This window comes from Nocardioides szechwanensis (genome assembly GCF_900103935.1).
Lineage (GTDB): Bacteria > Actinomycetota > Actinomycetes > Propionibacteriales > Nocardioidaceae > Nocardioides > Nocardioides szechwanensis.
The window spans coordinates 154,377-174,658 of record NZ_FNIC01000002.1 but is presented as its reverse complement, the minus strand read 5'-3'; the positions used below and the strand labels follow the sequence as shown (position 1 = coordinate 174,658).

The following is a 20,282-nucleotide window of genomic DNA, read 5'->3' as shown; positions in this document are numbered from 1 at the left end:
CTCCTCCTCGGTCGAGCTCAGGCGAGTCGCTTGCCGAGCGTGCGGCTGAGCGGTGAGTCACGGTAGTAGCCGAAGCCGGGGACCGCCACGTAGCCCGACGACTCGTAGAGCGCGATCGCCTCGGGCTGCTTCATCCCGGTCTCGAGCACCAGCGCCCGGGCACCCGCCGCGCGCGCCGACTCCTCGAGGTGGGTCAGCATCCGGCGGGCGTGACCCTCTCCGCGCGCCGCGGGCACGACGTACATCCGCTTGATCTCGCAGGTCTCGGTGGTCCCGAAGGCCTCCACGCGGGAGCGCCGCCAGGCGCCGGTGGCGACCGGCACGTCGTTGAGCCAGCCCAGGTAGAAGCTGCCGTGCGGGGGCTCGAACTCCAGTGGGTCGACCGGCGACTCGTCCTGCCCGCCGTAGCGGACGACGTACTCGGCCTGGACGTCGGCGACGAGCCGGACGGCGTCGGGGTGGCCGTAGCCGACTCGCTCGATGCGCACAGTGCCCACGATGGGCTCCTCCGATTTATCCCGACTGCAACCGTGCTGACACAATAGGGACATCCCTGACAGCGTCGTCAGCACCCATCCCTTGCAGTCCATCGCAGCTCGGAAGGTTCCACGTGAGCGACGCCCTCAAGATCCCCGCCGACCTCCTGCCCGCCGACGGCCGCTTCGGCGCCGGCCCGTCGAAGATCCAGACCAGCCACCTCGACGCACTCGCGGCGACCGGCTCGTCCCTCATGGGCACGTCCCACCGGCAGGCCCCCGTCAAGGACACCGTCGGCCGCGTGCGTGAAGGTCTCGCCGCACTGTTCTCGCTGCCCGAGGGCTACGAGGTGGTGCTCGGCAACGGCGGCGCGACGGCGTTCTGGGACATCGCGACGTTCGGGCTGATCCGCGAGCGCAGCCAGCACCTGACGTTCGGCGAGTTCTCCTCGAAGTTCGCCAAGGCCGCGGCCGACGCCCCGTGGCTGGCCGACCCGTCGGTGATCAAGAGCGAGCCCGGCACCCGGCCCGACGCCGTGGCCGAGGACGGTATCGACGTCTACGCCTGGGCCCACAACGAGACCTCGACCGCGGTCATGGCCCCCGTCGTACGGCCCGCCGGCACGACCGCCGACGACGCTCTGGTCCTGGTCGACGCCACCTCGGGCGCCGGCGGCCTGCCGGTCGACCTCAACGAGGTCGACACCTACTACTTCGCCCCGCAGAAGTGCTTCGCCTCCGACGGTGGCCTGTGGATCGCGCTGATGTCGCCAGCCGCTCTGGAGCGCGCCGCGTCGATCGCGGCGTCCGGCCGGCACATCCCGGCGTTCTTCGACCTGCCGACCGCGATCGACAACTCGGCCAAGAACCAGACCTACAACACCCCGTCGGTCGCCACGCTCTTCCTGATGGCCGAGCAGCTGGACTGGATGAACTCCCAGGGCGGCCTCCAGGGCATGGTCGAGCGCACCACCGCCTCCTCGGACGCGCTCTACGGCTGGGCCGAGAAGACGTCGTACACCACGCCGTACGTCGTGGACGCGTCCCACCGCTCGCTGGTCATCGGCACCATCGACTTCGACGACGCCATCGACGCGGCCGCGATCGCCAAGACCCTGCGCGCCAACGGCATCGTCGACACCGAGCCCTACCGCAAGCTCGGCCGCAACCAGCTCCGGATCGCGATGTACCCCGCCATCGACCCCGCCGACATCGAGGCCCTGATCCACTGCATCGACTACGTCGTCGAGCACGGCTGAGTCGTCTCGTCGGGATAGTCCCTAACACCAGAGCTACTGAGAGCCCTCTTAGTCGCCCTCCGGTTGGGGACTATCCCGATTTAACGACCGCGAGGATCTCGTCGTACGTCGACGAGCCGAAGGCGACCAGGCGCGCCTCGGTCACCTGGGTCGGGGTGGTGCGGAGGGTGTCGACGGCGGCCGCGATGGCGTCGTCCTTGGGCCAGCCGTAGACGCCGGCGCTCACCAGCGGGAAGGCGACCGAGCGGGCGCCCAGCTCGTCGGCGACGGCGAGCGCGCGGGAGTAGCAGGACGTCAGCAGCGCACGGTCGGTCTCGCCGGCATGGCGGTTGGGGCCCACGACGTGGATGACCCAGCGCGCCGGGAGGTCGCCGGCCGTCGTCCAGCCCGCGTCGCCGGTGGCCAGGCCGTGCGGGAAGCGGCGTACGCAGTCGTCGAGCACCGCCGGGCCGCCGGCCGCGTGGATGGCGCCGTCCACGCCACCTCCCCCACGCATCCGCCGGTTGGCGGCGTTGACGACCGCGTCGACGTCCTGCCGGGTGATGTCGCCCTCGACGACGGTGACCTCCATCAGCCCGCCCCCATCAGTTCGCCTTCAGCAGCTTGAGGGTGGCGCGCTCGAGGGCGGCCTGGCGCTCGTCGGGCGTGTCATAGGTACGCCGCGTGGTCCCCCGGATCGTCTTGCCTTCCTCGTAGGCCTCGATCACCCGAGGGTCCACGTAGGAGGAACGCGCCAGGGTCGGGGTGTTGCCCAGGAACTCGGAGACCTCCTTCATCGCGCCCGCGACCGCACGCTTGCGTGAGGCCTGGGTCTCGCCGTGCTCCTCGGTCTCGGCGAGCGCGGCCGCGGCCAGCACCGTGGCGTGCCAGGTCCGGAAGTCCTTCGCCGTGACGTCGAGGCCGGTGCTCGTGCGGACGTACTCGTTGACCAGGTCCGGCAGGATCGAGCGCCACGACCGCTCGTCCTTGTAGGCGAGCAGCCGCGGGTCGTCGGCACGACGGCGGCGCATGATCTCGACCGCCTCGATCACGGTGACGTCGTCGATCTCGATGCGGTGGTCGACGCCGGACTTGCCCACGAACGTGAAGACCAGCCGGTCCTGGTGCCGCTTGACGTGGCGCCGCTCGAGCGTGGTCAGCCCGAAGCTGCCGTGGGTGTCGGCGTAGACGTCGTTGCCGATGCGGAAGTAGCCGAGGTCGAGAAGACGCACGGCGGCCGCGCAGGCGCGCTCGAGCGGCATGCCCTCACGACCGAGGTCGGCGACGACCAGCTCGCGGGCCTTGACCAGTGCCCGACCGAACTCCTGCATCCGGTCGAACTTCTCCGCGTCCCGCTTGGCCCGCCAGACCGGGTGGTAGAGGTACTGGCGACGGCCGGCGTCGTCGGTGCCGACCGCCTGGAGGTGGCCGTTCTCGTGCGGAGTCACCCAGACCTCACGCCAGGCGGGCGGGATCACCAGGTCGCGCACCCGCTGGGCGTCCTCCTCGGGCAGCCGGTGGCCGGCCTGGTCGAGGTAGACGAAACCACGACCCGCGCGGCGGCGGGTCCAGCCCGGCTGCTCGGGCGAGGTGCGGCGGAGTCGGGGCACGACGCGACCCTATGACGGTCGACGGCCGCGCCGTCTCACCCGCACGGGTCAAGTGGTGTTGCGGCGACGCATGCTCCAGATGAGCACCACGATCAGGCCCAGGCCCAGCCAGCCGGTGAGGAACCACGGCCAGAAGGGCCGGTCGGTCGACGTGGTCTCGGGCAGCTCGCTGCCTTCGCGGCTCCGCGTCGTGGGCGTGCTGGTGGGCTCGGGCGTGGGCGTCGCGGTCGGCGTGGAGGTCGGCGTGGGCGTCGGCGTGGAGGTGGGCGACGGCGCGGGGGTCACGGCCTCGCGCAGGTCGGCGGGGAGCGCCACCCGGAGCACCGAGGTGAACTGCCCCTCGGTGCTCACGTAGACCGTGCCGTCGGCGCCGACGGCGATCCCCTCGCCCTGCGGCTGGTCGGGGAGGTCCACCTCGCCGATGGGCTCCAGGGACGGGAACGCGAAGACCACGGCCCGGCCGTAGTCGCGCAGGACGAGATGACGGCCGTCGGGGAAGAACGCCCCGTCGGTGACGATCCCGGTGACCGTCCCGAGGGCCTGGAGCCGGTTGGGTCGCGTGCTGCTCGGCTCGCGCGGGGCGGCGTACAACGTCCCGCCGAAGAGCTCCTTGGACGCCACGTAGATCCGGCGCGTGACGGGGTGGACCAGCAGCGCCTCGGCGTCGCGCGGCCCGCCCGGGTAGGTCAGCTCGAACACGTCCGGCGTCACGGCACGGTCGCCGCGCTCGACGGGCACCCGGAGCACGCTCACGGAGTCGCGCTGGCCGGCGTTGTCGCCGATGTCCCCGACCAGCACGCTGTCGCGCCCCCAGGGCGCGACCGCCTCGACATCGGTCGCCTCGCCCCAGGAGGCGCTGCCGACCGTGTCACCCGAGCGGTCCACCACGAACGTGCGACCGTCGTCACCCGAGTCGTTGACGGTGACGAACACCTCACCGCGCGCCACCAGCCCGCTGGACTCGACGATCCGGGCGTCGGTGAACGTCAGCACGACGTCCTTGCGGTCCGCCGGGCCGGCGGCCAGACCGAGCGCGAACGGCACCACCATCGCGCCGGCGAGCAGGCGCTCGACGAGGAGCATCATGCGTCGAGCAGCACGGCCAGGCGGGGCGAGATCCCCCAGAGGGCGACCAGCTCGTCGTACTCCCCGCGCGCACCCTGCCCGGTCGCCGGCGAGCCGGTGCGGACCGCACGGAGCAGCGTGTTGCGGGGCGTGTGCTTGCTCTCGACGAACTGCATGACGTCGACCTTGTAGCCCATCGCCCGCATCAGCGACGACCGCAGCCCGTCGGTGAGGGTGTCGGCCAGGCGCTCGCGGAGGATGCCGTGCCGGGTGAGCATCTCGTAGGGCGCCGGGGTCGGGGTGCTGCGCAGCTGCGCGGCGATGTCGTGGTGGCAGCACGGGGCCGCGAGGACCAGGCTGGCCTGCCACTCGACCGCACGGGCGAGGGCCTCGTCGGTGGCGGTGTCGCAGGCGTGCAGCGCGAGGACGACGTCGGGTGGCGGGTCGAGGGTGACGCCGGAGATCGAGCCGACCACGAAGTCAGCACTGACCCCGAGCTGCGAGGCGATGGCGCTGTTGTGCTCGCGCGACTGCTCTCGTACGTCGACCCCGGTCAGCCGCACCGGCAGCTCGCGGATGCCGGTGAGGAACCGCTCCGCCGCGAATGTGAGGTAGGCGTTGCCGCAGCCGAGGTCGGCGATCCGCAGGGGCTCCTCGGCCGTGGGGCGGCGCAGGTGCCCCTTCTCGATCGCGTCGGTGACCGAGGAGTCGAGCAGCCGGAGGAACTCCTCCACCTGCCGGTACTTCGCCTGCCGGCTCGGCTTCAGCCGCCCCTGGTCGTCGGAGAGGCCGAGCGCCCGGAAGACCGGGTCGCCCTCGTCCAGCAGCCGCGCCTTGTCGCGGTCGTGACCGCGGTCGACCTCGGCCGGCTCGGCGCGGGCGCTGGTGTGGAGCATCGCCTCGAGCTTCTTGGTGACCCGGACCTGGTGGGTCTGGGTCAGGGTGTCGACGTGCCAGTTGCCGAACGGCTCGGTCAGCAGCTCGTCGACCGCCTGCCGGGCCGTGTCGCCGACCGCGTGGTTGCTGGTGTGGGCCTGGGTCTCGTCATAGGCGACGACCTGGAGGTGCCGGCCCGCCTTGAGATCGACGTAGCGCAGCTCGACCCGCTTCCACCGCGGTGCCGGCTGCCCCTTCTGCCGACCCGAGGCGACGACCCGGACGAGGACCTCGGGGTCGAGCGCGTAGTCGCGGACCTGCGCGAGTACGTGCTCCAGCGGCTGGCTCATCGGCCCACCAGCGACGCGACGATGACCAGCACGAGGAGTCCCACGAGGGCGACCGGGATGACCAGTCGGCGATGGCGTGGGTTCACTCCGTCACTCTAGAAGCCAACAGCTCGGCGAGGTGCATCGCCCGGACGTCCGCGAGGTCGTCGAGCTGCACCCGGCACGACAGCCCGTCCGCCAGTACGACGGTCGCGGCGCCCGCGGCGCGTACGGCCGGCAGCAGATGTGTCTCGGCGATGGCCACCGACACGTCGTAGTGACCCAGCTCCATGCCGAAGTTGCCGGCCAGGCCGCAGCAGCCGGCGACCCGGGTGACGCTCGCCCCGGCGGCCACCAGCAGCCGCTCGTCGGCCTCCCACCCGAGCACCGAGGCGTGGTGGCAGTGGGGCTGGGCGAGCACCTCGGTGCCGCTCAGGTCGGGCAGCTCCCACGCCAGCCGCTCCCACAGCTCCGCCAGGGTCAGCACCCCACCCGCCACCTCGGCGGCGCGCGGGTCGGCAACGAGCTCGACCGCGTCACTGCGCAGGGTGGCCAGGCAGGACGGCTCGAGCCCGAGCAGCGGGACCCCCGACGCGACGTAGGGAGCCAGCGTGGCGACGGTGCGCTCCATGATCGAGCGCGCCGCGTCGAGCTGCCCGGTGGTGACCCAGGTGAGGCCGCAGCAGGCGTCCTCGGGGATCACCCGCGCGGTGAGGCCGGCCGCCTCCAGCACCCGGATCGCCGCCACGCCCGAGTCGGGGTGGAAGTGGTCGGTAAACGAGTCGGCCCACAGCCACACGTCGGGCGCGCCCACGTCACCCCCACGCGCAGTCCCGACCTCGGCCGCGCGCGACCGCAGGGTCTTCGGCGCGAAGGCCGGCAGCGAGCGCCGTGGGTCGATCCCGGCCGTCAGCTTGGCCAGCCGCGCGACCGCGCCGACGCGCAACAGCGCGTTGACCGCACCCGCGACCGGAGCCGCGCGGTCGGCCCACCGCGGCAGCCGCCCCAGCGTGTAGTGGCTGCGCGGGCGCCGCCGCCCGCGGTAGGTGTGGTGCAGCGTCTCGGCCTTGTAGGTCGCCATGTCGACGCCGGTCGGGCAGTCGGACGCGCAGCCCTTGCAGGACAGGCAGAGGTCGAGCGCCTCGTGCACCGCGGGGTCCGCCAGACCGGACACGAGCGTGCCGTCGAGGGCCTCCTGGAGCACCCGCGCCCGGCCGCGCGTGGAGTCCTTCTCCGCGCGGGTCGCCTGGAACGACGGGCACATGACTCCGCTCGAGTCGGACGCCACGCACTTGCCCACGCCCGTGCAGCGGTGGACCGCGTCGCCGAGCGAGCCGGCGTCGTGGGTCAGCCGCAGCAGGGGGCGCACGACGGCGCGGGGACGCCCGGGGCGCAGGTCGGCGTCGAGCGGCGCCGGGGCGACCAGCACGCCCGGGTTGAGCAGGTCGTCGGGGTCGCAGACCGCCTTCACCGCGCCGAACAGGGCCAGCGACTCGGCGTCGTACATCAGCGGGAGGAGCTCGGAGCGGGCCCGCCCGTCGCCGTGCTCCCCCGACAGCGAGCCGCCGTGGTCGCGCAGCCGCAGCGCGCTGGCGGTCAGGAAGTCGCGGAAGACGCGCCGCCCACGGGCCGCGTCGTGGAAGGGGAAGTCGATGCGCACGTGCACGCAGCCGTCGCCGAAGTGCCCGTAGGGCACCCCCTCCAGGCCGTGCTCGACCAACAGCTCGTCGAAGTCGCGCAGCCAGGCACCGAGCCGCTCCGGCGGCACGGCGGCGTCCTCCCACCCGGAGTAGGCCGGGGTCGCGAGGCTGCGCGCCGCCAGGCCGGCGCCGTCCTCGCGGATCCGCCACAGCTCGGCGGCCTCCCCCGGGTCGGTCACCCGGCGGTGGCCCAGCGCTCCCGCGGCCTCCGTCACCCGGCGGAGGAGCCCCTCCGCGTCGGGTCCGGCGACCTCGACGAAGAGCCACCCGGCGCCGCGCGGCAGCTCCGGCACGGCCCGGCGGGCGCGCACCAGGTCGACGATCCGGGCGTCGAGTCCTTCGCATGCCACGAGTCGAGCACCGGGCGCCGACAGTCGCGGAGCGTTCTCCACAGCCAGCAGGTGCGGCACCGCGTCGGCGGCCTCCACCATCGACGGATAGCCGAGGACCAGGAGGTGGCGGGGCTCCTCCGCGACGAGCGACACGGTGGCCCCGCGGACCAGCCCGAGCGTGCCCTCCGACCCGGCGAGGAGGCGCTCGACCCGGCGGCCGTTCTCGGGCAGCAGCTGCTCCAGCGCATAGCCGCTGACCTGGCGCGAGAAGCGTCCGAACGCCGTGCGCACGTGTGCCAGGTGCGCGTCGACCAGCGCCGCTAAGGGGGCGGACACGTCGGTCGCGCCCGACCCGAACAGCACGTCGAGCTCGACCACGTTGTCCGACGTACGCCCGTAGCCGAGCGCCCGCGACCCGCACGCGTTGTTGCCGATCATGCCGCCGATCGTGCAGCGGGTGTGGGTCGACGGGTCGGGCCCCAGCCGCAGTCCGTGCGGCGCTGCGGCGGCCTGCAGCTGCGCGTGCACCACCCCCGGCTCGACCCGCGCGGTGCGGGCTTCCGCGTCGATCGACAGCACCCGGTTGAGGTGCCGCGACGTGTCGACCACGATCCCGCCGCCGACCGCGTTGCCGGCGATCGACGTACCGGCGCCACGCATCGTCAGCGGCACCCCGGCCGAGCGCGCCACGTCCAGGACCGCGCCCAGCTCGTCGCAGTGCCGCGGCCGGACCACGACCTGCGGCACGACCCGGTAGAGCGAGGCGTCGGCGGAGTAGAGCGCGCGGGCCAGCGTCGAGTCGTCGACGTCGTCGACCCCGTGGCGCCGCAGCGCGGCGACGAGGTCGGGAGCGCTCACCAGTGCTCCATCGAGCCCCGGAAGACGGCCGCGAGGTCCTCGCCGGTCACGGGCTTGGGCGCGGTGGCGAGCAGCCGCTGCTGCTTCAGCGCGCCCTCCACGAGGTCGTCGACGTCCGCCTCGCCGTAGCCGACCTCGGCCAGCCCGTTGGGGATCCCGATGTCGCGCATCAGCCGCGCCAGCACCGCCGGGAGTACGTCGGGCCCGTCACCGGCGGCGTCGGGGTCGAGCAGCCGCGCGGCGTGGAGATGACGCTCGGGGGCAGCGTCGAAGGTGAACCGGAACGCCTCCGGCGCCGTCAGCGACACGGCCATGCCGTGCGGCACGATCGGCTCGTCCTGCGGGTAGCCCGCGGGGCGGAACGTGCGCACCCGACCGGCGATCGGGTAGGCGTTGGCGTGGGGGACGTGCACGCCGGCGTTGCCGAACCCGAGCCCGGCGAAGGTCGCGGCGAGCGCCATCTGCTCGCGGGCGGCCGCGTCGGAGCCGTCGCGCACCGCGGACCGGAAGGCACCGGCCAGCAGCGACAGCGCGCGCTCGGACCACATGTCCGCGATCGGGTTGGCGCCGCAGTAGGGCACCCGCTGCTCGGGCCGCTTCGCGTCGAAGTCGGCGTACCAGCGGGCGGTGTAGCTCTCCAGCGCGTGGCACAGGATGTCCATGCCCGCGGCCGCGGTCACCATCGCCGGCTGGGTCAGCGTCAGGTCGGGGTCGACGACCGCCAGCCGGGGCCGGAGCGCGGGATGGCTGATGCCGGTCTTGACCTTCAGCGACAGCACGTCGAGCACGCAGATCGTGGTGCTCTCGCTGCCGGTCCCGGTGGTGGTCGGGATCGCGACCAGCGGCAGCAGCGGCTGCTGGGGCGCACGCGCCCGGCCCACGGGCGCGTTGATGTAGTCCATCAGCTCACCGGGGTTGGTGGTGAGCAGGTTGACCGCCTTGGCGGTGTCGATCGCCGAGCCCCCGCCGACGGCCAGGATCGCGTCGAACGGCCCCCCGTCGCGGGCGAACGCGATCGCGTGCGCCAGCGACTCGTCGGTCGGCTCGACCCGCGCGGCGTCGTACGTCGTCACCGTGAGGCCGTGGGCGGCCACCTGCTCGGCGATCCGGGCGGGGTGGCCGGTGGCCGCAACCCCCGGGTCGGTCACCAGCAGCACGCGGCGGGCGCCGAACCCCACCAGGTCGTGGCCCACCTCGGCCGAGGAGCCACTGCCGAACTTCAGGGCGGGCGCGGCATAGGTGAAGACGGTCTCGGTCACCACGCCAAGATATCGCCGAGCATGAGGCTCGCCCCGCCGCCGGACCGTACGATGCAGGCGGAGAGGGGGGCCTTCCGATGCACGATGGACCGTTGGAGCGTGCCGCCATGCTGGCGCGCGTGCGGCGCCGGCGCCGGTGGTGGAGCGCCGCCCTCGTGCTGATGCTCCTCGCCGGCGGCGCTACCGCCGCGGTGACGCTCACCGGATCGGGAGATCGCGGCACCGTGCCCTACTCGCGAGCCGCGCAGCCCTTCGTCGACGAGAACCACCTCGTCGACGCCCGGACCGGACGGGTCTTCGTCCCCCGCGGCGTCAACTGGAGCAGCTTCGAGTACGCCTGTGCGCAGGGCTGGGGCCTGTCGAACCTCGACACCCTCCCCGCCGCCGACGCCGCCGACGCCGCCGACGACGAGGCGAGCGAGATCGCGTCGTGGGGCGCCAACACGGTCCGGCTCCCGCTCAACCAGGACTGCTGGCTCGGGACCCGCGGGGCACCCGTGAGCGACCGGTCCGAGGAGCGCACGGTCGCCGACTACCGGGCCGAGGTGTCCGGGATGGTCGACGCCCTCAACTCCGCCGGACTGGTGGTCATCCTCGACCTCCACAGCCGCAAGCGCATCGGCAGCGACGAGTTCGGCAGCCTCGCGATGCCCGACCCCGAGTCACTGGCGTTCTGGAGCTCGGTCGCGACGACCTACCGCGACCACCCGTCGGTCATGTTCGACGCCTTCAGCGAGCCCTCCTCCCGGTCCGACCGTCGGGGTCGGGTTATCTTCGACCTGACCTGGCCGTGCTGGCGCGACGGGGAGTGCCGGGCCCCGGTCGAGGACACCCAGACCGCGACCAACGGGCGGGTGACCTACGTGGCCCAGGGCATGGACCGGGTGGTCCGGGCGATCCGCGCCGCCGGCGCGGAGCAGCCGATCCTGCTCGGTGGCCTCGACCGGGCCGGCGACCTCCGGCGCTGGCTCGAGTTCGCCCCCGCCGACGACCAGCTCGTGGCCGCGTTCCACAGCTACGACGACCGGGCCTGCGCGACCCGCGCCTGCTGGGACTCCGTCCTCGCACCGCTGTCGGGCAGCGTGCCCGTGGTCACGACCGAGCTCGGCGCCGCGCGGCCGCTCGGCGGCTACGTCGAGGGCTATCTCGGCTGGGCCAACACTCACGGCGTGGGCTCGCTGTTCTGGGTGTGGGACGACGGCAGCGACGCCCTCTCGCTGCGCGCGAGCGCCGAGGCCGGCCCCACGGCGTACGGCGAGATCGCGCGGGCCTACCTCTCCGGCTCGGTGCCGGCGGATGCCCCCGGGGCGCATGGGGCGCAAGGAGCCAGAGGGGCATCCGGCCGTCCCTAGTGACACGGTTGTTAACACCGACTGTTACCCCGCAGTTGTTGATCCGTGGGCGGCCCCAGGCTCAATATGGGTTAGTTACACAACCCGGGCGCTCGGGGGGACCAGGCGCCGGGAGCATCAGGGGGGATCCACCATGTCCGTGCAGACTTCTGCTTCGCGGCCCGCCGGCAAGTCTGTCGGCGCAGCCGGCGTCGGGCTCGTCGTCACTCTCGTGATCTTCGTCGTCGTCTTCCTCGCCTTCCTCATCGCCCCGCTGCTGGCTCTTGCTCTGGCGTTCCTCGGGTACACCGTCATGCGGCCCCGCGGGAACCGGACGGAGTCCTCCGGACCCTCGTCAGCGCCCGGTCAGGCCGCCCATGGGTTCGGAGCGGGGACACAGTGACGATCTCCGGTACCACCTCCGGGACCACCTCAGTCACCCGTACGACGGTCCGGCTCACGGACGGCATCGACGAGGAGCTCCGTCACCTCATTCCCGAGGGCATCTGCCGCACCTTCCGGGTGATGCCCTACGCGCTGGCCGACGGCCAGGTCCTGGTCGCCGCCGCGGACGCCGACGACTCGATCACCGCACACGTCGTGGCGGAGCGCATCGACCGCCCGGTCGTCCTGATCCGCCACACGGTCAACGAGATCGTCGCCGCCATCGACGAGACCTACCCGCCGGTCGAGGCGGAGGTCGAGACGCCCGAGGCGCGCCGCGCCCGCATGCAGATGGCGCAGATGCTCACCCGCAGCGGTCTGGTGACCAGCGAGCAGCTCCAGCGCGCGATGCTGGAGTACTCCCGCACCGGCGACCCGCTCGGCGACATCCTGGTCGCCCACGAGGCGATGTCTGAGGACGTCCTCGTCGCGGCCCTCTCCGAGATCTTCCAGATGCAGCGCGTCGGCCTGGCCGACTTCGAGCCGGACCTCGACGTCGCCCGCCGGCTGCCCGAGCCCCTGGCGCTCCGCCTGCAGGCGATCCCCGTGGCCGTCACCGAGGAGGCCGTCCTGGTCGCGGTGGCCCGCCCGCTCGCCGACGACGACGCAGCGCTCGTGGAGCAGACGCTGGGCGGCCCGTTCCGCCAGCTGCTCGCCAACCGCAGCGACCTCGACCAGCTGATCCAGCGCGTGCACAGCCTGCACTACTCCGAGGTCTCCACCCAGGCGCTCATGGAGTCGCGGCCCGAGTCGTCGGCCCACGTCGTCGTGTCGCCGGCCCAGAAGGCCGTGCTCGTCCTGGCCATCGTGGCCGTCGTGATCTGCGGGGTGGTCTGGCCGATCAACACCCTGATCGGGATCGTCTCCGTCTGCAGCTTCATCTACCTCGTGGTCTCGATCTACAAGTTCCGGCTGACCCTGCGGGCGCTCGGCACCCACCTCGAGACCGACGTCACCGACGAGGAGATCGCCGCACTCGACGAGCGCCAGCTGCCCGTCTACACGATCCTGGTGCCGCTCTACAAGGAGGCCGGGATCGTGCCCCGCCTCGTGCGCGACATCAACGCCCTCGACTACCCACAGACCCGCCTCGACGTGAAGCTCCTGTGCGAGGAGGACGACGACGAGACGATCGACAAGATCAAGTCGCTCAACCTCCCGCCCCACTTCCACCTCGTCGTGGTCCCCGACAGCCAGCCGAAGACCAAGCCCAAGGCGTGCAACTACGGCCTGCAGCTGGCGACCGGCAAGTACTGCGTGATCTTCGACGCCGAGGACCGCCCCGACCCCGACCAGCTGAAGAAGGCGCTCATCGCCTTCCAGCACGTGCCGGCCAACGTGGTGTGCGTCCAGGCCAAGCTCAACCACTTCAACCAGGACCAGAACATGCTGACGGCCTGGTTCGCCAACGAGTACTCCATGCACTTCGAGCTGGTGCTGCCGGCCATGGGTGCGGCCGAGTCGCCGATCCCGCTGGGCGGCACCTCCAACCACTTCGTCACCTCGACGCTGCGCGAGCTCGGCGCCTGGGACCCGTTCAACGTCACCGAGGACGCCGACCTCGGCATCCGCCTGCACCGCGAGGGCTACCGCACCGCGATGATCGACTCCACGACGCTGGAGGAGGCCAACTCCCAGGTCGGCAACTGGATCCGTCAGCGCTCGCGCTGGAACAAGGGCTACATCCAGACCTGGCTCGTGCACATGCGCAACCCGGTGCACCTGCTGGCCCAGACCGGCCTCCGCGGCTTCATCAGCTTCAACCTGACCATGGGGTCGGCGTTCGTGCTCCTGATGAACCCCGTGTTCTGGTTCCTCACCACGCTCTACATCCTCACCCGCTGGGGCTTCATCGAGCAGCTCTTCCCGGGCATCGTGTTCTACGCCGCCAGTGCCCTGCTCTTCATCGGCAACTTCATCTTCGTCTACCTCAACGTGGCGGGCAGCCTGCAGCGCGGGGAGTTCGGGATCACCCGCACCGCCTTGCTCTCGCCCCTCTACTGGGGCCTGATGAGCTGGGCGGCCTGGAAGGGCTTCATCCAGCTCTTCACCAACCCGTTCTACTGGGAGAAGACCGAGCACGGCCTGGACGAGGGGTCGTCATGACCGACACCACCACGGTCACCATCGTCACGACCCGTGAGCGCCTGAGCGGCGTCGTCCAGTCCGTCGGCCGCCGTCCGAGCGACATCCCCCGCCGGTGGTGGGAGAGCGCGCTGGTCTTCGGCCTGTTCACCCTGGGCTACGCCTGGTTCGGACACTGGCTGATCTCCGACATGCACGTCGTCGGCTTCGAGACCCTCGACCGCTTCAACCGGGCGCTGATGGTCTGGCACAACGACCCGCCCAAGCTCTCCGCGGTCGGCTTCGACTACCCGCCGCTGACGATCCTGCTGATCTCGCCGCTCACGATCTTCTCCGGGCTGGCCAGCTCGCTGCTCGTGGTCCCGCTCGCGTCGGCCGTCTTCGCGGCCTTCACCATGGTCGTCTTCAACACGATGATGCGCCGGGCCCAGGTGCTCGCCCCCGTGCGGGTCGTGGCCCTGGTCGCCCTCGGGCTCAACCCGCTGGTCGTCCTGTACGCCGCCAGCGGCGCGCGCCACTTCATGTGGATGGCGTTCGTGGTCGCGGCCCTCGGCGCACTGTTCGCGTGGTACGTCACCGCCGACATCCGGTTCGTGATGATCGCCGGGCTCGCCTTCGCGGTCGCCGCCCTGTGCGGCTACAGCAGCCTGCTGTGGTTCGTGGTCAGCGCGATCATGGTCGGCGCCATCCTGGCCCGCCTCGGCGCCGACGGCACCGAGATCGAAGGCACCACCGTGGGCTTCGCCGCCCCCACCGTCTACGTCGTGGCGCTCTGGACGGCGTTCAACCTGCTGCTGGTCTTCAAACCGTTCAACTGGATCACCGCTAGCAGCGACGCCGCCTCCTCCGGGGGACTCGAGGCCTTCACTGCCGTCGAGCTGCTGGAGTACACCGGCCGCCTCGTGCTCTACGGGGCCCCGATCGCCATCGTGGTCCTGCCCGCGCTGATCTTCGCGGGAGTGGCCCGCCGCAACAGCTTCGCCCTGTGGCTTGCGGTGATCCTGTTCCTGTCGATCATCGTGCCGGCGGTCTCGGTCGCGCTGAAGCTGACCGACTCGCCGATGATCATGCGCAACGCGCTGCCGATCCTGCTCTTCTCGATGATCGGCGCCATCTGGCTCGCACGCTCCGCCGGTGACGGCGCCTCGCTGGTGAGCGCGCTCCTGGTCGCCGGCCTGATCGCGAGCATCCCCTGGACCTTCCAGGCCATGAAGACCTACAAGTACCAAGGCCTCGAGTCGACCTTCGCCGCCGCGGTGTCCACAAGGCAGTCGCAGGAGGGCGCGACCACGCCCGACGGCTCCACCGTGGGCTACGTGTCCGAGCAGGCCATGGCCCAGTGGATCACCGACAACGTGACGCTGAAGAACTCCATCCTGACCGACAACGCCCAGACCGCCGCGGTCATCCTGCTCACCGGTGACCCGGCGCTCTTCTTCGACCGCGTCGACAAGTCCGACGGTCCCTGGCTCGATGCCGCCAAGAACCCCGACAAGTACGTCGACTACCTGCTCTTGTCGACCAACTCCGACAACGACCTGCTCAGCGAGTACTACGCCGAGGACATCGACGGCGGCAACCCGCTGCTGACCGAGGCCTACCGCACCGACCGCTACGTGCTGCTGTGGGTGCCGGCCGGGTTCCGACCCGGCGAGGAGACCCTCGACCCGGGCGCGAGCGTCGACTCCGGGCTCGACACCGAGACCGACGAGGTGTCGCCATGACCAACCCACGCATCTCCGGCATCGCGCCCCCGCCCTCGCTCGACGACATCCTGTCGGCCGACCGCGACGAGACCCGGATCGGCGCCGTCGACTTCACCACCCTGCTCGCGCCTCCGGACGACACCACGACCGACGCCGCAGAGACGACCGAGGCCCCGGCCCCGACGGTCGCAGCGCCCAGCCAGGCCCGTGCGGACGCCCTGAGCCTGGCCCGTCAGCGTGCCGCGGCCGCCCGCGAGCAGGCCGCCGCCCAGGTGGCCGAGCCCGAGCCGGAACCGGAGCCGGAACCCGTTGCGGTCGAGCCCCAGCCCGAGCCGGAACCCGTTGCGGTCGAGCCCGAGCCGGAACCCATTGCGGACGAGCCGGAGCCCGAGCCGGAGCCGGAACCCGTTGCGGTCGAGCCCGAGCCCGAACCCATTGCGGTCGAGCCCGAGCCCGAGCCGGAGCCGGAACCCGTTGCGGTCGAGCCCGAGCCCGAGCCGGAGCCGACACCCGTTGCGGTCGAGCCCGAGCCGGAACCCGTTGCGGTCGAGCCCGAGCCCGAACCCATTGCGGTCGAGCCCGAGCCCGAGCCGGAGCCGGAACCCGTTGCGGTCGAGCCCGAGCCCGAGCCGGAGCCGACACCCGTTGCGGTCGAGCCCGAGCCGGAACCCGTTGCCGTCGAGCCCGAGCCCGAGCCGGAACCCGTTGCCGTCGAGCCTGCACCGGAGCCCGAACCTGAGCCCGAGACCGTCGAGCCGGAAGTCGTCGCACCCGAACCGGAGATCGTGATCCTTTCCGTACTTGAGCCCCAGGACGAGTTCCAGCACGTCGGACTGTCGGTCGAGCGCGTCGCCGAGTCCGTGATCACCCGGATGCAGGCCGCCGGCGAGGCGCACCTGCGTCACCTGGAAGCGATCGAGGTGGAGGCGGCCCGTCGGTGCGAGCTGCTGACGGCCCAGGCCGAGCTCGATGCCGAGCTCATCCGCCTGCACGCCCGCCGTGAGGCCCACGCCATCATCGCGGCGGCCCGGATGCGAGGCGGTACGCCGGCCGTCGAGACCCCGGACACCAGGCACCTCCACGAGATCGGCGAGACGTTCTCCCGGTTCGCCGAGACCATCGAGACCACCGTCGCCGAGGCGACGGGGACTCCAGACCACACCCAGAGACGATGAAAACTCCTCAGCGCACCCGCCGGTTCCGGTTCCAGCTCATCACCCTGGCCGTGGTCTCAGCCGTCGTCCTCGCGGGCTGCGGCAACGACGATGACGGCCAGGCCGACGAGCCCACCGGCCGGACGTCCCCGACGGCGACCGCCTCGCCCGGTACGGAGGTCACCATCGACCCCGTTACGGGCGAGGGCGGCATCGTGGTGACCGAGCAGCGCTTCTTCAGCGCCTCGTCGCCGTGGAACAACCGCGCCGACGACGACTCGATCGACCCCAACTCCACCCGGATGATCGAGAAGGCCAAGATCCGCGTGGGGGTGTGCGAGGAGGAGAACGCCAACGACGACCTGCGCCTCTGCGAGCGGCCGATCACCGAGGGCCTCTACATCAACACCCGGGCCTGGACCACCGCCGTCGTGGTGGGCGGAGAGCCCACCGACGTCGTGTGCCGTCAGATCAAGTGCGGCGACGGTGACGACACCGTGGTGCTCAACATCCCCGCCGATGTCGACCCCGACCCGCGCTACGACGGCTGGTTCACGATCTTCGACACCAGCCACTCCGTCGCCTACGACCTGTGGCGTGCCCGCCGCGAGTCCGACGGCAGCATCTCCTACCACTTCATGCGCGAGTGGGACCTCAACGGTCCCGGCTACGGGGCTCCCCAGGCGGTCAGCGCCCGCGGCTCCGGCCTGCCGCTCTTCGCGGGCCTGATCGGTCCCGACGAGCTGGAGGCGGGTCTGATCGAGCACGCGCTGGCGATCAGCCTGCCCGGCCCGGCGTCCAACTACTTCGTCCAGCCGGCGTCGTCGACCGACGGCAACGGCAGTGAGCAGTCCATCCCCGAGGGCGCACGGATCCGGCTCAAGGCCGACGTCGAGCTGCCCCGCCCGATCGACCCGCGCACCAAGAAGCCGATCAAGCTGACCGCCCAGCAGCAGCGCTACGCCGACGCGATCGTGGCCGCCCTGCGCACCTACGGCGCGATCGTCGTCGACCGGGCCGCGGTGCCGACCCTCTACGCCCAGCGCGACGTCACGGCGTCGTACCTCAACGGCAACGAGCTCCAGGGCCTGCACCTCGACGACTTCGAGGTCATCAAGCTTGGCCGGCGCTACGCCTATCCCCCCGAGGAGGCCGTCGACGAGAACGGTCTCATCACCTCCCCGGAGACCACCGGGAACACGGGACAGGGGGCTCAGTGATGCGCACCGGACACCACACAGTGACTCACACCGGCCGCACCGCCGGGCTGGTCGCGCTGCTCCTCACGGCAGCGCTGGCCCTCAGCTCCTGCGCGGACGACACACCGGAAGCCACCGACACAGTGGCTCAGCAGGAGGCCCAGCGCTACCGCGCCAACACCGACGAGCAGGAGCGGATCAACAAGGCCAACGCTGCCCTGCCCGGCCGTCCCGGCGGCATCGTCGACATCGAGGGCACCAGCGGTTCCCTGACCGCGGAGGCGGCCAGCCGCTACGAGTTCGGCGGCAGCACGACCACCGTCAACTTCTCCGAGACCGGCGAGGACCAGGCCTTCCAGCGTCTGTGCGCCGGCGAGATCGACCTGGTCGACTCGTCGCGGCCGATCAGCCGTGCCGAGTGGGACGCCTGCCGCGCCGTCGGCCTCGACGTCGTCCAGTTCCAGGTCGCCGCCGACGCCGTCGTGCTGGCGATCAAGTCCGAGACCGACGTCGGTGGCGACTGCCTCACGACCGCCCAGGTGCAGGACATCTTCCGGGCCGGGTCCCCGATCACCGACTGGTCCCAGCTGGGGCTCGACGAGGTCCGCCTCGAGACCGGTGGGCCCAACATGGACAACAACGCGTTCGGGTTCTTCGGCCGCTACGTCCTGGACGCCCCAGAGCCGAGCCTGACCAACCTGCGCTCGGATTACCAGGCCTTCGAGAGCGACAACGGCACCCGCGACTGGGTCGTGGGCGGGATCCGCGATCACCTGCTGGCCGACCGGTTCGCCGACCGCGCCCGCAAGCGTGCCCTGCTCAACGAGCAGCTCGAGACCTGGTGGCAGGTCCTCAAGGACGCCCAGGCCGAGGTCCGGGCCGCCCGGGCCGAGGTCCAGAAGGGCATCCGCGACAAGCGCCCGCCCGCCGACCGGGCCCGCGACCAGCAGCGCCTGGCCGACGCGATCGTCGCCCGCGACGCGGCCCGGGTCAAGAAGAACCAGATCGCTACCCAGCGCGAGGAGGCCCTGCGCCTCTACAACCTCGCACTCGGCTCCAAGCGCCTCGTCGACGACATTCGCGGCAACCTGGCGTTCTTCCGGTTCAGCTACTACGAGCTCTACGAGGACCAGCTCCGCCCGTTCGAGATCACCCTGCCGAGCGGGGAGCGCAACTGCATCTTCCCCAGCCAGCGCACGATCGTCAGCGGCGAGTACCCCCTGGCCCGGCAGCTGCTGGTCACCACGACGACGCGGTCCCTGCAGCGTCGCGAGGTGACCGACTTCCTCAAGTTCTACGTCAACGCCTCCGACGAGCTGGCCGCCGACGCCCGACTGGTCGCCCTGCCGGCCAACATCATCGCGCTCCAGAACCGCTGGCTGGACGGCGAGACGCCGGTCATCCTCGTGAGTCCCGACGAAGAGGTGACGACGCAGCAGCCGGAGGACGAGCCCGAGGTCAAGCCGGCGCGATGACCATCCGCTCTCGGACCTCACGCGCTCGGGCCAGGGGCTCCCGGGCCGGCCTGCTGCTCGCCGGGGCCGCGTGCCTCGCCGTCGCCCTGTCGACGGTCGGGGCGGCGGCCCAGCCCGTGACCCAGTCTCCGGTGTCGTCTCCGGCCGGTGACGAGCCCGTGGTCGACGCGAGCCGGCTCGGCAGCCGAGCCGGCGGGCCCGCCGCCCGGATGACCGCGAAGGCCACGTCGACCCCGGACCGCAAGGTGCAGCGGGTCACCCTCAAGTGGAACGGCACCCAGGACAATCCCGGCTACGAGAAGACAGCGGTCGTGCCGGGCATCGGCCACCTCACCCTGGTCTGCAAGCCGAGTGCCACGATGATCCGGCTGTACGCCGCCGACCGCAGCGCCGAGACGCAGATGTGGATGGCGAAGTACGAGGTCAAGAACGACAAGAACGTGGTCGCCGTCAAGACCGCCCGCATCTACCGCTACGCCCACGCTTATGACGACGGCACCGGTGGCACCGGCTCGTTCGCCCACGAGGGCCTCAACCAGCGTTCGCCGGTCGAGAACTACTCCTCGGGCTACGTCGACGGCATCATCAGCCAGCGTCCGGGCCGGCACCAGACCGCCGCAGGGGTCGCGCTCCAGCCCGTGACGTCGTTCCGCCTCAACTGGTACTGGAACGGCTTCCACCACCCCCGCGCCTACCGCTCGTGCCAGTTCGACGCGGTCTTCAAGACCACCTTCTCGACGCGACTGGGGGTCAACTGGCACGGCGAGGCCGACGCCGCGGGCAACATCAGCCAGGTGACCCAGCTCCCGTCCCTCGGCGAGCTGCGGCTGCGCTGCGCCACCAACGACGATGGCGCCGGCGGCATCCAGTCGATCAGCCTCAAGCCGAACGAGCGCGATGCCCGCGTCTATGCCGAGACCATCACCGGCGAGGGCCTGCGCGAGCACCACATCGACACCACCAGCCTCGGCTACGACCCCGAGAGCGGGCTGGTCGGCCCACTGCCTGTGCCGCGCAACGGGATGATGCGCGTCTACTACACGGTCGGCGACGTGACCCGGCCGTTCATCGTGTCGTCCTACTACGTCACCAACAACGGCAACCCCGGCCTCAACCTGTGCGAGCTCGCGGCCGCGCCGTACTAG

16 protein-coding genes are annotated in these 20,282 nt (G+C 71.6%); 9 read left to right on the top strand and 7 right to left on the bottom strand.

Annotation, left to right across the window (positions count from 1 at the left end; all coding sequences use genetic code 11):
• Positions 1 to 17: 17 nt before the first annotated feature.
• Positions 18 to 497, bottom strand: coding sequence for a GNAT family N-acetyltransferase (locus tag BLR90_RS06045; protein ID WP_245715181.1), 480 nt, complete (start codon positions 495 to 497; stop codon positions 18 to 20).
• Positions 498 to 610: 113 nt separating this feature from the next.
• Here BLR90_RS06045 and serC point away from each other — a divergent pair, with 113 nt between their 5' ends.
• Positions 611 to 1,735 carry a phosphoserine transaminase gene (gene serC / locus BLR90_RS06040; RefSeq protein ID WP_091023565.1) on the top strand — a complete coding sequence of 375 codons (1,125 nt, stop codon included), beginning with the start codon at positions 611 to 613 and terminating at the stop codon, positions 1,733 to 1,735.
• A gap of 70 nt (positions 1,736 to 1,805) precedes the next feature.
• On the opposite strand, the gene BLR90_RS06035 is transcribed toward serC, so the two are convergent.
• The 6 genes from BLR90_RS06035 to BLR90_RS06010 all read right to left on the bottom strand — a co-directional run bounded on the left by BLR90_RS06035 (position 1,806) and on the right by BLR90_RS06010 (position 9,743).
• Positions 1,806 to 2,309, bottom strand: a complete 504-nt coding sequence (locus BLR90_RS06035) for an O-acetyl-ADP-ribose deacetylase (protein WP_091023563.1) — start codon at positions 2,307 to 2,309, stop codon at positions 1,806 to 1,808.
• Positions 2,310 to 2,319: 10 nt separating this feature from the next.
• Positions 2,320 to 3,324 carry a DNA topoisomerase IB gene (locus tag BLR90_RS06030; protein WP_091023561.1) on the bottom strand — a complete coding sequence of 335 codons (1,005 nt, stop codon included), beginning with the start codon at positions 3,322 to 3,324 and terminating at the stop codon, positions 2,320 to 2,322.
• Positions 3,325 to 3,372: 48 nt separating this feature from the next.
• On the bottom strand, positions 3,373 to 4,410 hold the full coding sequence (locus tag BLR90_RS06025) for an SdiA-regulated/phytase-like domain-containing protein (protein ID WP_143016123.1): 1,038 nt from the start codon (positions 4,408 to 4,410) through the stop codon (positions 3,373 to 3,375).
• Positions 4,407 to 5,615 (bottom strand): class I SAM-dependent methyltransferase, encoded by a 1,209-nt coding sequence (locus BLR90_RS06020; protein ID WP_091023558.1) that lies wholly within the window; start codon positions 5,613 to 5,615, stop codon positions 4,407 to 4,409. Before BLR90_RS06020 ends, BLR90_RS06025 begins: the two co-directional genes overlap by 4 nt.
• 82 nt (positions 5,616 to 5,697) lie before the next feature.
• On the bottom strand, positions 5,698 to 8,484 hold the full coding sequence (locus BLR90_RS06015; RefSeq protein ID WP_245715180.1) for an FAD-binding and (Fe-S)-binding domain-containing protein: 2,787 nt from the start codon (positions 8,482 to 8,484) through the stop codon (positions 5,698 to 5,700).
• Positions 8,481 to 9,743: a hydroxyacid-oxoacid transhydrogenase gene (locus tag BLR90_RS06010; protein WP_091024483.1), complete on the bottom strand. Its 1,263-nt coding sequence runs from the start codon at positions 9,741 to 9,743 to the stop codon at positions 8,481 to 8,483. The genes BLR90_RS06015 and BLR90_RS06010 overlap by 4 nt, the downstream gene beginning before the upstream one ends.
• A 107-nt stretch (positions 9,744 to 9,850) precedes the next feature.
• Here BLR90_RS06010 and BLR90_RS06005 point away from each other — a divergent pair, with 107 nt between their 5' ends.
• The 8 genes from BLR90_RS06005 to BLR90_RS05970 all read left to right on the top strand — a co-directional run bounded on the left by BLR90_RS06005 (position 9,851) and on the right by BLR90_RS05970 (position 20,282).
• A complete protein-coding gene (locus tag BLR90_RS06005) occupies positions 9,851 to 11,095 on the top strand; it encodes a glycoside hydrolase family 5 protein (protein ID WP_170254267.1) in 1,245 nt (414 codons plus the stop codon).
• Between the two features lie 133 nt (positions 11,096 to 11,228).
• Entirely contained in the window at positions 11,229 to 11,477 is a 249-nt protein-coding gene (locus tag BLR90_RS06000; protein WP_091023552.1) for a hypothetical protein, read from the top strand.
• Positions 11,474 to 13,624: a glycosyltransferase gene (locus BLR90_RS05995; RefSeq protein ID WP_091023550.1), complete on the top strand. Its 2,151-nt coding sequence runs from the start codon at positions 11,474 to 11,476 to the stop codon at positions 13,622 to 13,624. The genes BLR90_RS06000 and BLR90_RS05995 overlap by 4 nt, the downstream gene beginning before the upstream one ends.
• Positions 13,621 to 15,327: a hypothetical protein gene (locus tag BLR90_RS05990; RefSeq protein WP_091023548.1), complete on the top strand. Its 1,707-nt coding sequence runs from the start codon at positions 13,621 to 13,623 to the stop codon at positions 15,325 to 15,327. The genes BLR90_RS05995 and BLR90_RS05990 overlap by 4 nt, the downstream gene beginning before the upstream one ends.
• Positions 15,324 to 16,484 (top strand): hypothetical protein, encoded by a 1,161-nt coding sequence (locus BLR90_RS20915; protein ID WP_176943974.1) that lies wholly within the window; start codon positions 15,324 to 15,326, stop codon positions 16,482 to 16,484. The genes BLR90_RS05990 and BLR90_RS20915 overlap by 4 nt, the downstream gene beginning before the upstream one ends.
• Positions 16,481 to 17,683, top strand: a complete 1,203-nt coding sequence (locus tag BLR90_RS05980) for a hypothetical protein (protein WP_091023546.1) — start codon at positions 16,481 to 16,483, stop codon at positions 17,681 to 17,683. The genes BLR90_RS20915 and BLR90_RS05980 overlap by 4 nt, the downstream gene beginning before the upstream one ends.
• Positions 17,683 to 19,137 carry a substrate-binding domain-containing protein gene (locus BLR90_RS05975; RefSeq protein WP_091023544.1) on the top strand — a complete coding sequence of 485 codons (1,455 nt, stop codon included), beginning with the start codon at positions 17,683 to 17,685 and terminating at the stop codon, positions 19,135 to 19,137. Before BLR90_RS05980 ends, BLR90_RS05975 begins: the two co-directional genes overlap by 1 nt.
• Complete coding sequence (locus BLR90_RS05970) at positions 19,134 to 20,282, top strand: hypothetical protein (protein ID WP_091023542.1); 1,149 nt, start codon at positions 19,134 to 19,136, stop codon at positions 20,280 to 20,282. The genes BLR90_RS05975 and BLR90_RS05970 overlap by 4 nt, the downstream gene beginning before the upstream one ends.